Origin of the sequence: Flavobacterium sp. CAN_S2 (assembly GCF_015752255.1) — a bacterium.
In the GTDB taxonomy this organism is placed as follows: Bacteria; Bacteroidota; Bacteroidia; order Flavobacteriales; family Flavobacteriaceae; genus Flavobacterium.
Window position 1 is genome coordinate 330,216 of the sequence record NZ_JADOVA010000001.1, and the last position, 15,101, is coordinate 345,316.

12 protein-coding genes are annotated in these 15,101 nt (G+C 33.1%); 3 read left to right on the forward strand and 9 right to left on the reverse strand.

Annotated features, from left to right (window positions below):
- Positions 1 to 290: 290 nt before the first annotated feature.
- A complete protein-coding gene (locus tag IWX80_RS01540) occupies positions 291 to 698 on the forward strand; it encodes a hypothetical protein (protein WP_196851886.1) in 408 nt (135 codons plus the stop codon).
- A 372-nt stretch (positions 699 to 1,070) separates the two neighbouring features.
- Entirely contained in the window at positions 1,071 to 3,224 is a 2,154-nt protein-coding gene (locus tag IWX80_RS01545; protein WP_196851887.1) for a PAS domain S-box protein, read from the forward strand.
- 33 nt (positions 3,225 to 3,257) lie between these two features.
- Here the strand turns inward: IWX80_RS01545 and IWX80_RS01550 are convergent, their stop codons facing one another.
- Entirely contained in the window at positions 3,258 to 3,854 is a 597-nt protein-coding gene (locus tag IWX80_RS01550; RefSeq protein ID WP_196852920.1) for a GNAT family N-acetyltransferase, read from the reverse strand.
- Between the two features lie 245 nt (positions 3,855 to 4,099).
- Here IWX80_RS01550 and IWX80_RS01555 point away from each other — a divergent pair, with 245 nt between their 5' ends.
- On the forward strand, positions 4,100 to 6,928 hold the full coding sequence (locus IWX80_RS01555; protein ID WP_196851888.1) for a M16 family metallopeptidase: 2,829 nt from the start codon (positions 4,100 to 4,102) through the stop codon (positions 6,926 to 6,928).
- Positions 6,929 to 7,119: 191 nt separating this feature from the next.
- Here the strand turns inward: IWX80_RS01555 and IWX80_RS01560 are convergent, their stop codons facing one another.
- From IWX80_RS01560 to IWX80_RS01595, 8 genes are all read right to left on the reverse strand, one after another.
- Positions 7,120 to 7,479, reverse strand: a complete 360-nt coding sequence (locus tag IWX80_RS01560) for a hypothetical protein (protein ID WP_113633500.1) — start codon at positions 7,477 to 7,479, stop codon at positions 7,120 to 7,122.
- A 62-nt stretch (positions 7,480 to 7,541) separates the two neighbouring features.
- Positions 7,542 to 8,720 carry an AIR synthase related protein gene (locus IWX80_RS01565; RefSeq protein WP_196851889.1) on the reverse strand — a complete coding sequence of 393 codons (1,179 nt, stop codon included), beginning with the start codon at positions 8,718 to 8,720 and terminating at the stop codon, positions 7,542 to 7,544.
- Between the two features lie 216 nt (positions 8,721 to 8,936).
- Positions 8,937 to 10,418: a carboxypeptidase regulatory-like domain-containing protein gene (locus tag IWX80_RS01570; protein WP_334682180.1), complete on the reverse strand. Its 1,482-nt coding sequence runs from the start codon at positions 10,416 to 10,418 to the stop codon at positions 8,937 to 8,939.
- Positions 10,419 to 10,506: 88 nt separating this feature from the next.
- Positions 10,507 to 11,895, reverse strand: coding sequence for a CsgG/HfaB family protein (locus IWX80_RS01575; protein WP_334682181.1), 1,389 nt, complete (start codon positions 11,893 to 11,895; stop codon positions 10,507 to 10,509).
- 121 nt (positions 11,896 to 12,016) lie between these two features.
- Complete coding sequence (locus tag IWX80_RS01580) at positions 12,017 to 12,424, reverse strand: curli production assembly/transport component CsgF (protein ID WP_196851890.1); 408 nt, start codon at positions 12,422 to 12,424, stop codon at positions 12,017 to 12,019.
- An 86-nt stretch (positions 12,425 to 12,510) separates the two neighbouring features.
- Positions 12,511 to 13,242: a CsgE family curli-type amyloid fiber assembly protein gene (locus tag IWX80_RS01585; protein WP_196851891.1), complete on the reverse strand. Its 732-nt coding sequence runs from the start codon at positions 13,240 to 13,242 to the stop codon at positions 12,511 to 12,513.
- Between the two features lie 3 nt (positions 13,243 to 13,245).
- Positions 13,246 to 13,767: a hypothetical protein gene (locus IWX80_RS01590; protein WP_196851892.1), complete on the reverse strand. Its 522-nt coding sequence runs from the start codon at positions 13,765 to 13,767 to the stop codon at positions 13,246 to 13,248.
- Between the two features lie 240 nt (positions 13,768 to 14,007).
- On the reverse strand, positions 14,008 to 14,694 hold the full coding sequence (locus IWX80_RS01595; RefSeq protein ID WP_196851893.1) for a hypothetical protein: 687 nt from the start codon (positions 14,692 to 14,694) through the stop codon (positions 14,008 to 14,010).
- Positions 14,695 to 15,101: the final 407 nt, after the last annotated feature.

Below are 15,101 nucleotides of genomic sequence, written 5' to 3' on the forward strand. Positions count from 1 at the left end.
CGGTAGAACCGTTCACTGGCAGTTACTATTGAGTTATCGTAAAGTTTTGAAAGAGAATTTCAAGAGGATTTAGTGTCGTCTAATTGGAGTGATTTATATCTATTTTTCTCTTTTTAATTCAATACCAACTTTTAACTTTCTTTCCTTATATAATTTTCATTGTAGTTTAAATCACATATATTTACTTATTGATCTACTAAAAATATTTCATGTAGAGTTTTTTGTTCCAACCCTTCGGGGAACTGACGTTATCTACTATTTTATATTATACATCCTAAAATTAATTATAAATGAATATAAAAGACGGACTTATAACAAAAGGTTTTATACTCTCTGGATTGATGAACATTTTTGGAGTACTAGTTTTTTCGCGGTTTTTCAGCAATACAGTTATTCCAGAATATGATACCCAAGCCATGTCGAATTTTGGTCTGTTAATGATTGTAGTTTGGGGATGTGTTTTTATATCGGTTTCTAAAACTTATTACAAAGTAAAATGGCTAATCGGCGTGTTTGCCATCGAAAAATTGATTTATGCAACGCATTGGACGAACTGGATGTTAAACAACACACTTTCGGAAGTTTTTACAAAAGATAAAATGGCAGGTATATATTACGCAATTTATGGCATCAATGATTGGCTGTTTTTTGTCTTTTTTTTGATAGTTTTTATCCAACTCATTCGTACTACTAAATAATTTTTAATAATTAAATCTAAGTAGTTACGAACTGCTAAATTCCTCAAACTTAATAAAAATCTATAATTAGTAGCTTAAATCATATCCAAAATATTGATTTAACAACACAAAAATCTCTTTTTTGTGATTCCAAACATTAATATTTGAACTACCAAAAGTCATCAAGTGCAAAGCCATCTAAGCCGCTAAAGCGAGTTTGAATATCTTGCCTATAAACAGTATTTTACCTCTTTAAACTTATAGGATACTCGGTAACAATTCTTATTAAAGAACTTGTTAATTCAATTTAATTCACTAACTTTCATGTACTTATACTGAATCATCTATTCAGAATATCGAACGAACTTCTTTTAATTTTTATACTGCACGAATATGAAAATTTCATTAGAAAAAAAAATAATCATTGGATTCATCCTCAACCTGTTTGTTGTTTTTGCGATAGCTGGGGTTTTTATTTTACGAATTAATAAAGGAAGAAATCAAGAGTTAGATAATTCATTGAATTGGATCGAAATTGCATTGATTATTCTTTCTGTTATTTTGCTGACCGTTGTTTACTTTATTATTCGGGCTCAACTTCGGGCTAAAAATATTTCTCAAGAATTACTTTTAGAAAACAAACAACTACTGCAGTCAATCCTTGACAACACTTCAAGTCCTATGTTTATAAAAAAGATAAATGGCGAATACCTGTTGATCAATAAAGAATTTGAATCCTTGTTTAAAATCTCAAATCTGGAAATTATAGGTAAAACCGATCATGATTTTCTGGCACCAAGTACAGCAGATGCGTATCGAAATTCGGATTTTGAAGTTGTCAAAGCGTTGAAAGAATTAAAAACCGAAGAAACAATTCTACAAGCTGATGGCAAGCATACCTATATTGCTGTAAAATTTCCTATTTATGATGCCGCTAAAAGAATTTATGCCATTGGTGGAATTTTTACTGATATTTCCGAAAGAAAGAAACTGGAAGAGTCCTCTAAAGCAGCTGATAAATTCTTTATGATGTCAGTAGATATGATGATTATCTCATCGATGGAAAAATTTATAAAAGTGAATCCGGCAGTCAGTAAAATTTTAGGATATTCAGAGGAAGAACTCTTGCGCAAAAATTTCTTAGAATTTACGCATCCCGATGACATAGAAATTACTAAAAAAGAAGTACAAAAATTACAGACCGGAGCTGCTTCCATTAAATTCGAAAACCGATATATTTGTAAAGACGGATCTGTCAAATGGCTAGTCTGGTCCGTATTCCCCGATGTAAAAAGCGGATTATTGTATGCCGTAGCGAGTGATATCACTGACAAAAAAGAAATTGAAAACGCACTAAATGTTGCCAATACATTTTTTTACATGTCATTTGATATGTTTGTAGTGATTAAAGACGAGAATTTTGTAAAAGTCAATCCTGCATTTACCCGAATTTTAGGATATGATCAGCAAGAAATCATAAACAAACCGTTTTTAAGTTTCATCCATCCTGATGACGCATCAATCTTTATGGATGGCGTCAAAAAATTAAAAATCAGTGATTCTGTGGTTACTCACAGAGTTCGGGAACGCTTGAAAGATGGCTCCTATAAATGGTTTGACTGGACCAGCACAATCGATATTCAAACCGGAATTATTTACGCCGTTGCACGTGATGTATCCGAATTAATTGCAAATGAAGAATCGTTGAAAATAGCAAATATGTTTTTTGACATGGCTTTCGATATTTTAACAGTGGCCAAAGATGAGCATTTCATTAAAATAAATCCCGCTTTTACAAAAACGCTTGGTTACAATCAAGACGACATGAACCGCATTAAATTCATAGATTTAATTCATCCAGATGACAAACAAACTGCTGTCGAAATATTGCAAAGACATTTAAAAGGAGAATCCGTTGTCAATTTCAGAACACGGTTTATGTGCAAAGACAGCTCTTATAAATGGCTCGATTGGAATAGTAATATTGATATGAAAAACGGGGTATTTTATTCCGTTGCGAGAAATGTTACGGAGCTGGTGGAGTTAGAAAACGAACAACAAACAGCCATAGATAATCTCTATGAAAATGAGGAAAAATTACGATTAATAGTCGAAAATATCAGCGAAGGAATTATTGTGGCAAATGCCGATAAAAAGATAATTATGGCCAATAATATGGCTAACGAGATCTTTGGAATCGAAGAAGACGACAAAATTTCAACGAATTTAAGCAATCATTTCGAGCTATATTTTCCGGATGAAAAAACCATTTTTCCGTCACAAAATTTACCTATGGAACGTGCTCTAAGCGGGGAAGTCACAACTGACGTCGAAATCATTCTTTGGAATCCAGTGGCTCAGGAAAAGAAAAGAGTGCTGATAAGCGGCCGCCCGTTAGTAGATCAAAACAACAATGTAGTTGCAGCTGTTGTCACCATAAAAGACATCAGTAAATACAAACAAATGGAGGAAGATTTGAAAGAATCTGAATCAAAATACCGACAATTAATAGGTTTCCGAAAAGGAAATGCTGATACAATGCTTTAAACTTGAAAGCTACATTTGCAAGGATATTTTGTGTTATAATTTTCTTTTCAGATTCTCTTTCACTTCATCAAACCATTCATTTTTTAGAATACTTAAAATAATACTGTCCCTACGAGCTTCACTTCCTAAGGTTGGCATGTGATTACGCAATATACCTTCTACTTTGCAACCTATGCTTTTCATGGCTGCAATACTTCGTACATTATTATTGTCAGCACGAAATTCAACCCGTTCCATTCCAAGCGTTTCAAATGCATATTGTAAAAGTAAATATTTGCAATGTTTATTAAGTCCGGTTCCCCGAAAAGCTTTTCCGTACCAAGTGTAGCCTAATTGCAGCGTTTTGAATTCTAAATTAATATCGTAAAAACGAGTACTTCCGGCATATTCTCCAGATTTTTTATCGAAAACAATAAAGGGAAATTCGGTATTCATTTCTCTGGCTTTTAGCGCAATCTGAATGTATTTTTCCAGATTTTCTCTGCCATTGGCGCGCACCAAAGAATACTCCCAGGTTTCTGGCTCATTAAGGGAAATTTCCAATAAATTTTCGAAATCTGATTCTTGTAAGGAACGTAATAAAACGGTTTCGTCCTCCAGAACTAACGTATGTGAAAAGTTAAAATCCATATTGATATCCATTTTAGTGTTGTAAACTAAAGTCAACCAAATATAAATCATATTAGATTAGCACTAAAAAATATTTTACGCCTAGATTAAAATCTACCAATTACCATGTTTACAAGACAATAGCCACAAACCAAAATTCAATTGCGTTCTTTCTACTGTTTTACTATTTTATTTTTTCTTACTTTTAGTGTCTAAAGCAAAAATTTCTTTTACTGTTAAAATATCGTTGAACCTAAATTTAAAAAATGAAACCAATCCAGTTATTAGCGTTCTGTTTACTACTTTTTAGTACTTTTTCCTCCAACTCCCAAAATCAAAAATCAAAAGAATTCAAAGTAGAATTTGAAAAATTCACACTCGAAAATGGGTTACAAGTTATTTTGCATATTGACCGCTCAGACCCTGTGGTTGCGGTTGCTTTGACTAGTCATGTAGGTTCAGCCCGAGAAAAAGAAGGCCGTACAGGATTTGCGCATTTGTTTGAACATTTACTTTTCTTGGAATCGGAAAATTTAGGAAAAGGAGGGCTTGATAAAATGAGTGCTCGAATTGGCGGTGAAGGTGCTAATGGTTCTACCAGCAGAGACCGTACGAATTATTTTCAGACCGTTCCTAAAGATGCATTAGAAAAAATGATTTGGGCCGAAGCTGATAAATTAGGTTATTTCATCAACACGGTAACAGAGCCGGTTTTAGCCAAAGAAAAACAGGTTGTTAAAAATGAAAAAAGACAGAGTTATGATAACAGACCATATGGACATAATTTTTCAGTAATTTCTAAAAATTTATATCCGGCAACGCATCCATACAACTGGGATGTTATTGGTTCTTTGGAAGATTTGCAAAATGCGACACTTGAAGATGTAAAAAGTTTTTATAATCGCTGGTATGTGCCAAACAATGTTACGCTCACTGTTGCCGGAGATTTTGATGTAAAACAAACTAAAGCTTGGGTCCAAAAATATTTTGGAGATATTAAACGCGGAGAAGCGATTCCAAAAATGGAAAAACAGTCTGTGATATTGACCGAAACTAAAAAACTGTATTACGAGGATAATTTTGCCAAGTTACCGCAACTAACGCTAACATGGCCTTCAGTTTACGAATACCATCCTGATAGTTATGCATTAGAAGTTTTGGCAAGCTATCTTTCTAAAGGTAAAAAAGCACCTTTGTATAAAACCCTTGTAGAAGACAAAAAATTAACGGATGCCACTGATGTTTTTCAATACAATTCAGAAATAGCAGGTCAGTATATGTTAAGCGTAACCGCTTTTGAAAAAACAAATTTGAATGACGTAATGAACGGTGTAAACGAAGCTTTTAAAAACTTTGAAGCCGAAGGAATTTCTCAAAGTGATTTAAATCGTATTAAGGCTGGACAAGAAACAGCTTTTTACACCAATTTATCGAGTGTGTTAGGAAAAGGATTTCAGCTGGCGCAATATGAAATTTTCGCGGGAACTCCGGATTATATCAATCAAGATGTCAAAAATATTCTTGCCGTAACTACCGAAGATGTAATGCGTGTATATCAAAAATACATCAAAGGAAAACATTTTGTAGCCACTAGTTTTGTTCCAAAAGGAGAAGCAAATTTAATTTTGAATGGTTCAACATTAGCCGCGGTTGTTGAGGAAAAAATCATTGAAGGAAAAGAAGATGCGTTTGATGCCAGCATTATTGCAACCTATGAAAAGACACCTTCAAAATTCGATCGAAGCGTTGAACCCGCTTACGGAGAAAGTCCTGATGTAAAATTACCAACAGTTTGGAAAAGTAAGTTGTCATCTGGTCTAAACGTATTAGGAATTGAAAACCACGAAGTGCCGCTCGTTCAATTTCAATTGCAAATAAAAGGCGGAATGTTACTTGAAGAAGCAAATAAAATAGGAGTTTCGAATATGCTGGCGGAACTGATGACAAAAGGAACCAAAAACAAAACTCCGGAGCAACTTGAGAATGCGATTGAAAGTCTAGGAGCAACCATAAGAGCTTATGCAAGTGATGAATCTATATTTATTTCAGGAAATACGTTGGCCAAAAATTACACTGCAACTATGGCATTAGTTCAGGAAATAATTTTACAACCACGATGGGATAGTACTGAATTTGATTTGATTAAACAAAGTACGTTAAGCCAAATCACACAACAAAAAGCGGATCCAAACAGTATTGCCAGAAATGAATTCAAGAAATTAATCTATGGCAAAGAATCGATATTGGCGAATAATCGCATTGGTACTGAAAATTCAGTAAATAGCATTACAATTGCCGATTTAAAAAATTACTATACTAAAAACACTACTCCATCAGTTACTAATTTTCAAATTGTAGGAGCTATTTCAAAAGCAGATGTGACCAATTCATTAGCGGCTTTAAATAAAAATTGGGAGGCTAAAAAAGTTACGGTTCCTAAAGTGGAAACAGCAACCACAGCAGCATCCTCAAAAATTTATTTTTATGATGTTCCAGGTGCAAAACAATCGGTAATCCGAATTGGATATCCTGCTCTTGCGGCTACGGATACTGATTTTTATCCCGTACAAATCATGAATTACCGTTTGGGCGGTGGTAGTTTTGCATCACAATTGACGCAAGAATTGCGCGAAGGAAAAGGATATACATATGGTATCAATTCGTCTTTTAATGGCTCTGTGAACAAAGGTCCATTTACTGTTGCAAGTGGTGTACGTTCGAATGTAACGTTTGAATCCGTTAGTTTAATCAAAGAAATTATATCTGAATATGGAAAAAAATTCAATGAGAATGATCTTGAAGTAACGAAAGGATATTTAATAAAAAGCAATGCGAGAGCATTTGAAACGCTTTCGGCAAAACTTGAAATGCTATATGATATCAGTAACTACAATTACGCTGATAATTATGCGAAACAACAGGAAAACATTGTGAAAAACAGCACTATTGACGCTATAAAAAAGCTTTCAGAAAAGTATTTGAATGCTGATAAAATGATCTATTTAGTGGTAGGTGATGCTGAAACACAATTGAAAAAGCTCGAGCAAATTGGTTTTGGAGAACCAATTCTTCTTAATAAAACAGCAGTAAAATAAATTGATTTTAAACGAATTTGGGTTATACATCACTGATTGTCATAGCCCAGATCGAAGTGAAAATCCCGACTGCAAAAAAGATAATTTTTCTTGTCCTGAAAGAGCGACCAACGGAAGCTACTTTCAGGATTTAGAAAAATATTTTTTTAAGGGAGTATTGTAACGGAGTGCTGGATAAGCTCCTGAAAATTTTATTCATTCATTTCGTCATGACGTTCCGGAACTTGTGGATCATATAGCGGGCATTTGAATTCATCCATTATATTTACTAAAGAATCCATTGTTTTTCCTTCAGTACCATAACAATCAATTTTAATACTTTGAGGCGTAGTCCTGATATGAAAAGCACCTACACCATTGTTATTTTTCCAACTTTTCTCGTCTACTTTTTCCCACTTGGAAAATACCGAAGCAATTCTATTTAAAATAACTTGAACAGGAAGTTCTTCAAGGCCTTCAATTTCAGCTTGTTCTTCAGTAATAGTTTCATAAACTAAGTGATGGTTGAGATAAATTCCCTCAAGATATTTCCAAAAAACCAATTCGTACATAGATAAAAAATTAAAAGATTAAACAATTGAAAGATTGAAAAATGAACTTACAATAAAGCTACTTAATATTCAAAAGTCCCATATTCACTGGCAATAGTCAGTTTTTTTGAAGTAGCAGCTTCTACTCTACCTACGATTTGTGCATCAACGTTGAATGATTTTGAAATCGCGATAATATCTTGTGCAACTGCTTCCGGAACATAAATTTCCATACGGTGACCGCAATTAAACACTTGGTACATTTCTTTCCAATCCGTTTTAGATTGCTCTTGAATTAACTGAAACAAGGGCGGAACTGGAAATAAATTGTCTTTTATAATGTGTAAATTTTCTACAAAATGTAAAATTTTAGTTTGCGCTCCTCCACTGCAATGCACCATCCCGTGAATTTCATTGGAAGAATATTTATCTAAAATTTTCTTGATGATTGGCGCATAGGTTCTGGTTGGCGAAAGCACTAATTGTCCGGCATCGATTGGAGAATTTTCAACAGCGTCAGTCAATTTTACTTGTCCGGAATAGATTAATTCTTCTGGAACTGCAGCATCAAAACTCTCCGGATATTTGTTCGCCAAATATTTCCCGAAAACATCATGGCGCGCTGATGTCAATCCGTTGCTTCCCATTCCTCCATTATAGCTTTTCTCGTAAGTAGCCTGACCAAAAGAAGCCAATCCTACAATCACGTCACCTGCTTTAATATTGGCATTATCGATTACTTTGCTGCGTTTCATTCGAGCTGTAACTGTTGAATCTACAATTATTGTTCGAACAATATCGCCTACATCTGCCGTTTCTCCACCAGTTGAATGTATGGTTACGCCAAAAGAATCCAGTTCTTTAATCAGTTCTTCAGTTCCGTTGATAATCGCTGAAATTACTTCGGCGGTGATCAAATTTTTATTTCTTCCAATGGTTGATGAAAGTAGAATATTATCAGTTGCTCCCACACACAATAAATCATCGATATTCATGATTAACGCATCTTGCGCAATACCTTTCCAAACGGAAATATCGCCAGTTTCTTTCCAATACATGTATGCCAAAGAGGATTTAGTTCCGGCTCCATCAGCATGCATAATCAGACAATAGTCATCATCTTGGGTTAAATAATCCGGTACAATTTTGCAGAAAGCTTGTGGAAATAATCCTTTATCAATGTTTTTTATTGCATTGTGAACATCTTCTTTGGATGCCGAAACACCGCGTAGCGCATATCTTTTTGAAGTATCTGAACTCATGTAGTATAGTTGTGAAGCCTGCTTTTTGGCAGGTAGTTGTGCGGCAAAGGTAATTATTTTTTTGGGTTTTGCCTATCGAGATTAAGAACTGTTTCCTTATAAATTTACCACCAAAAACCGTTTCTGAATTCAATTATCTTCTGAAACAAAATGGAATTAACAAAAAAATGCCTATCCAAAAAAGATAGACATTTTGTTTAAATATTTATATACTTTCTACTTCCATTCCGGCATAGAGCCGCCCGCGAATAAAGTTGTACGGGAATCAACATCATTAAGACTTGCTTTTTGAATGTTATTTATAGAAATTCCATCATTAGAAGTATGTGTGAAAATCAGTTCAGCTTCGTTAGGAGAAAACTTAACATCAAGATCGTTAAATCCATTTGGTTTGTTTGTATCCAGTTCTGTTGAAGTATTACTTGTTCTGTTATAAATAAAAATACGGGAATCGAGTCTTCTGTAATTTGAGCTTTGATAACCTGAAACATCTCTGGTATAGACAATTCTTTGATTATCAACAGAAATATTTAATCCACTTACACCTCCATTTAATCCAGAAAGCACTTGATATAAAACAACCCCAGAAGTATTTATGACATAAACTTCTACATTATAGCCTGAAATATCATTTACTTTCAATACGATTTGGCTTCCGTCTTGACTCCAGTCACATTCAGATATAAATTTACCATTTGGCGTTTTAAACAATTGGATTAATCCGCTGCCATTTGCATTGATACGATACAACTTATCAAAATTTGGATAAATCAATTGGCTACCATTTGTACTCCAACTATAATTTACATGTTCCATATTGAAACCTGCAATAGGAATTGAATTGGTTACTTTAAATACATTTGAACCATCAGGATCCATCGTGTAAATTTGATTTTGAGATCCATCTGAACTGATGTATGCAATTTTTTTAATCTGCAGATTTTTTCTAGGTCTAAAACTATTTACTTCAGAAGAAGACAACTGTAATTCATTTCCTGCTTCATCAGCGGTGTAAATAACATTATTACTTTTGACTTTTTTAACATACAAAAACCTAGGATTAGGAAATTCAAGAGTCGTAAAGCTATTGGTCACACTATTTGATGGTGCATTTATGCCATCAGATGAAATTACCTGCCAATAATATTTTGTACTATAACTTAAACCTGAAATTTCAAGTGATGTAGTCTTAATATCTTTGTAAGTCGTCACAACATCCGTGGTTCCATTTTTAACAGTAACAGTATAGGTAAGCGGATCGAGTTCTTTATCAGTGGCCGTCCATGTCAAATTCAGTTTTAAAGCCTGATTTTTAGCGTTATCAACCGGAGCAGTTAATATAGGAATTTCTGGTGGCTTATTATTTGCTGTTGATACGTCTAATTCAAATATGATTTGTACGGTAACATTTTTAGTGATTGTAGCCGGTTCAAATTTAGAAATGTAGCCATCTTTTTGTGCTTGAAAAGAATATTTTCCTACGAGAATCTCACTAAACTCAAAATATCCATCTTTATCCGTAAAGTAAGTACTTGTTGTAGGACTTGTAGAAACTCTTGCGTTTACTATTGGTTCAAAAGTTTCTGAGTCTACAACTCTCCCTTTTACTTTTCCCATGCCGCTGTCATCAATTTGTTCTTCACTGCAAGAAACAAAGAGAATGAAACACATCATGATTGTTATCCCTAATTTTTTCATCTTTATATTGTATTATTTATTTAGACACCTAGATCGATTTGTACTTTTAGTACTTTCCTCATTTACGTTTTGCTACAAAAAACAGAACTTATTTAATTTTAGCTTTTTGTTTTCGAGGAAAATAATATGTCATTCCAAAACCGAAACGCCAATAGTAATCATCCCGTACCCCACTTACTACATAGTCTACTTTGTCCGAAAAATTCAAGTTATGATCTGCGTACAATTTTAGACCAAAATCATTACTGACCAAATATTCTACTCCGGCACCATATGTAACTTTTGCGTGGAAATTTTCGAAAGCAGAATTGAAACCAGTTCCAAAACCTCCAAAAAAGTAAGGCGTGACAACATCATAAGGAAGAACTAAATATTCTAAATTTAATTCTAGTGATGCATAACCCACATCTAGTTTGTCTTTATTTCCTAATCTAAAAACATTGCTTGACGCACTTAGATTTAAATTAGGCTTTATAAAATATTTAATTGCACCTCTCAGCATGGGTTTAGCTACTGGATTGGGATAATCACCTGCCATGTAGGTTGCACCTCCTGTTGCTTCAAGTCCTACTTTGCCTCTTTTTTCAATTCTATCTCTACCATGAAGCAACGCTAAATCTGCTTCATCTTTTTCTTTAGTATATGAATCTATAAAAGTGGTAACTTCCTTTGAAGTGGCATTTACTTCCCAAAGATTATTCTTTATCCCATCTACAATCAAACCTTCAACCGCTTTCTCTATTGCTTCGGTAACAGCAAGCTGAATAGGCTCATTTCTGGTAAAGCCAGTTTCTACTTCAAGTAAGCGTTTGATATTTACATATTTGAACAAATTAGCATCTACACTTTGAGATAAAATTGTTTTAGAAACATAAACTGTATTCAATATTTTACCATTAGATGTTGAAACTAATCTTAGATAAATGGAAATTCGATCTTGTCTGTATCGGGTAGAACCGCCAGTTCCAAAATATCTGGCACCAAATCCTCCAGTAATAATATTAGAATCGTACGAAATAATACCTCCCTCTAATAAAACTCCTGCAAATAACAAAGGCGTCAACTGTGTTTCCGGTGTTTTTGAATCTGTAGCGTATTCTTGACGTGTAGAGCGTATAATATTTCTCTCGTTTAATAGGTTTCCAAGATTTTCTCTTTCTATAGGTACAAACCATTTAGAATCACCTAAAGCTTTGATTAAAATAGAAGTTGCTCCCTGAGTCACGGCAGTGCTAAAAGTACTTCCCTGGTCTATCGCTTTATACTGACCGGTTTGATCTTTAAATTTATAAACCCCAACAACAATTTGTTCCTTGGGCTTAGGAAGTTTTGTCAATAAAGAAGTAGCTGGTGTGTTTTCTCCATAAATCGCTTTTTCAACACCAACGGGCTGATTGAAATAAGCTCCACAACTGGACAATAGAAAAACAAATAGCAGTGTGATGGTTGCGTTTTTATTCATAATAATAGGTAGCATTAAGAGGCATATTTTGGGCAAAATTGCATTGTCATTATTACAAACTGTTTAGAATCAATTTTGTAATATTTTATTTATTAGAAAAATCAGGATTATGATATTTTTCAATGTGAAGTAAAAGCTAATTTCCCGGAATAAAAATCTGTGTTTGTTCACCAGTGTCCGTATCTAGTATATCAACAACTAATCCCAGATTTGAAGGATAAATATCAACGGATAAGCTCCCAAAAACATAAGCGCCTTCCTTAATTCCTCCTTCTCCAAACTGTTTCTGGAATAATGAATTTGATATCTGATTCAGAATTTGATTATTAAGATTTTGTTTGAAGCGTTCCAACTCTGTTGGTTGTTCATATCCCAAACCGGTGTCCTCTTTAAATTCATTTTGAGCTTCAGCTGAACTGAGCAACCATTGATAATTAAACGTATCTCCGCCAAACGCTGGGTTTCTTGGTTTGTAAACCAAATCTTGAGCGGTCAAAGTATTAGAAAATACGCACAGTAGAATTGTTAAAAATAATAGTTTCATAATAATATTTATTTAAGTGAAGAAGTAGTAGAGGCATTTTAAAATTTTCGTTAAAATAACGATAGTATTAAATCCGTTTGAACAAATTAATATTGAGTAATGAATTTAGCTTGTTTTTCAATATTTTTAAAATATTTAAAAATTTTAGCAGAAGATGTTTCTGCCATATATTTTAAAAAATCTTCATCAGGTCTTGCAATAAATTCTTCAACAATATCATTATCAATTTTCACACTAATTTTGGTTGTTCGACCAAAGGTCAATTCCTCCTGAACTGTAATTATTTTTTGAGACTTGATTTTTAATTTAGAAAACTCCGAGTAAAGCATATCATAGAAATCATTCCCTAATTTCGTTTTTGTTTCATTTGCGATAATACCTAACATCTCTAAGCCATCATTAGGTTTTAAGACACTTACTTTAGTTTCTTCATCACCCCCAAAAACTAATCGATCTTTCCCTATTATTGCATTATCTTCATCATAAATCAATAATAATATAATGATTTGATCGTCTTGAGTTCTATTGACCTGGGTTTTGGAAAGAATAACTTTTTGAATCGGCTCTAGTGTAACACGACCATCTTGAGCATTATCCGATCTATTGGAATTCCGTTTATTTTTTTTAAAGACAGTAAGCTTAAATGAAATATTTCTGAATTCCGATTTTAAATTCTCAACCGTTGCTGTCGCAGAAAGTGTGTTTTCTACCTCTTCAACTTCTATTTTTGGTTTAATGTCTTTATTTAAGTTTTGAGAAAAACAAAATGATACATTAAGCAATAAAAGTAAAAAAGTAATATGGGCGAATGATTTCATATTCTAGTGATTAAATATATAAATTGTGCCCGAATTTCCAGTTTGGGTAATTTTTAAATCTCTTGAAATAGAATTTGTTCCGTTGTTAAACAACGTCAAATTACTTCCTTCTTGATTTATTGACATATCTATGGATGATGCGGAGTATAATGAAAAATCACTTATATAATTATTAGAACCAGATTGTGAAACGGACTGATTTAAATCACCAGTATTTTTGTACATGTCTAAGTAATTATTAAATCCATTCTGGCTAACAGCAATTTCATAATTTTCAGACTTCACAGTAACAGATGAAAAATTATTAAAACCAACTTGTTTAACTTGGATTAAATTATTGTTTAGAAGATAATTATCCATTGATTGTGCTTGACCTACTTCACCAAAATTTAGTTTGGAAATCATAGTTTTATCAACCAAATCATACAGATCTGAAGAGGTGTTTATTTGTAAAACCTGAGCATTTATTGAAAATGCACTTAAAAATGCAATAACAAATAGGATAATATTTTTTTTTGATTTCATGACTTGCTAATTTTATTGTCAAACACATTAAAATATAGATTCTGATAATAATTATAAAAACGAATCATAAAAACTAAATTCATAAAGAATGAATTTATAGAAGGGTATTAGATAATTAATTTCCTCACAAAAACTTATAAGTTTTAAAACTGAGATCAATCAATTTATTTTTAAAAATAATAGTAAAAAAAAGGGATAGAGTGTAATCTACAACTCCATCCCTTTTTATGAGTATGAAAATTAGTTAGATTGATAAACCATACTTAAATTTCCAAAACCCCATTGGTTAACAGTACTCATGTGATCGCTACCAGTTTGTAAAGTCCAAGCGCTGTTGGCTGTTCCATATTGGTTGATATAAGAAGTATTATCTGCTCCAAATTGTACTGTTGATGCATTATTATCATCTCCTAGTTGATATACATTTGCATCATTGAAAAATCCAGTTTGCAATACACTAGATTCATTTCCGTCACCTACTTGAAGTACATTTGAATAATTACCAGCAACAAACTGTAACGTAGTTGAGGAATTATCTCTACCAATTTGAGTAGTTTGAGATACATTAAAGAAACCCGCTTGACCAGTCACAGCATCATTTCTTCTACCGTCTTGATCTATAAAAGCAGCATTTGCAACACCAAGTTGCCCAATGTAAGCATCATTACGACGCCCGTCTTGCTCAACATCTGCAAGGTTGAAGAAACCACCTTGATTAGTGTCAGATTCATTGAATCTTCCATCTTGATCAATAATAGCCCAGTTTCCAACACCCAACTGAAGAACATCAGAATCGTTTTGCATACCAACTTGTGTTACAAAACCGGCATTCGCAACTCCTAATTGGTTTACCATACTTACGTTCCCTTGTGCAAAAGCCAATGAACCTACTAGCATCGCGGAGATGCTCAAAATTACTTTTTTCATAATAAATATATTTAATTGGTTGTTAATACAAGTTATCATGTAGGTTTAAAAAAAGTGATTTGGGAACCTCTTCTTTTATGTAATAAATAACAAGACTTTTAGTATTAATAACAGTCCTTATTTTTTTACTACATATCAAAGATATAAAACATAATTAGAAAGAAGTACGTATAAATACGTGTTTTTCATGCAATTATAGTAATTTTCGATGAAATGTAATTCTGTATCGATGAACTACGTTTTTACCAAAATTCATAAACAAGAAAAGGACTACATAAGTTAATATTGTTAAAATAACTCGCATTCATACTAAATTTAATAAGAACTATATTATAAAAAAACAAAATAAAGAGAAGAAAAACTTTAATAATACATTTTAGAGATTCTTTAGCTATATAATAACACTC

Coding starts and splice junctions, on each gene's coding strand:
- IWX80_RS01540 (WP_196851886.1), top strand. CDS start 291: ATGAATATAAAAGACGGACTTATAACAAAAGGTTTTATACTCTCTGGA.
- IWX80_RS01545 (WP_196851887.1), top strand. CDS start 1,071: ATGAAAATTTCATTAGAAAAAAAAATAATCATTGGATTCATCCTCAAC.
- IWX80_RS01550 (WP_196852920.1), bottom strand. CDS start 3,854: ATGGATTTTAACTTTTCACATACGTTAGTTCTGGAGGACGAAACCGTT.
- IWX80_RS01555 (WP_196851888.1), top strand. CDS start 4,100: ATGAAACCAATCCAGTTATTAGCGTTCTGTTTACTACTTTTTAGTACT.
- IWX80_RS01560 (WP_113633500.1), bottom strand. CDS start 7,479: ATGTACGAATTGGTTTTTTGGAAATATCTTGAGGGAATTTATCTCAAC.
- IWX80_RS01565 (WP_196851889.1), bottom strand. CDS start 8,720: ATGAGTTCAGATACTTCAAAAAGATATGCGCTACGCGGTGTTTCGGCA.
- IWX80_RS01570 (WP_334682180.1), bottom strand. CDS start 10,418: ATGAAAAAATTAGGGATAACAATCATGATGTGTTTCATTCTCTTTGTT.
- IWX80_RS01575 (WP_334682181.1), bottom strand. CDS start 11,895: ATGCTACCTATTATTATGAATAAAAACGCAACCATCACACTGCTATTT.
- IWX80_RS01580 (WP_196851890.1), bottom strand. CDS start 12,424: ATGAAACTATTATTTTTAACAATTCTACTGTGCGTATTTTCTAATACT.
- IWX80_RS01585 (WP_196851891.1), bottom strand. CDS start 13,242: ATGAAATCATTCGCCCATATTACTTTTTTACTTTTATTGCTTAATGTA.
- IWX80_RS01590 (WP_196851892.1), bottom strand. CDS start 13,767: ATGAAATCAAAAAAAAATATTATCCTATTTGTTATTGCATTTTTAAGT.
- IWX80_RS01595 (WP_196851893.1), bottom strand. CDS start 14,694: ATGAAAAAAGTAATTTTGAGCATCTCCGCGATGCTAGTAGGTTCATTG.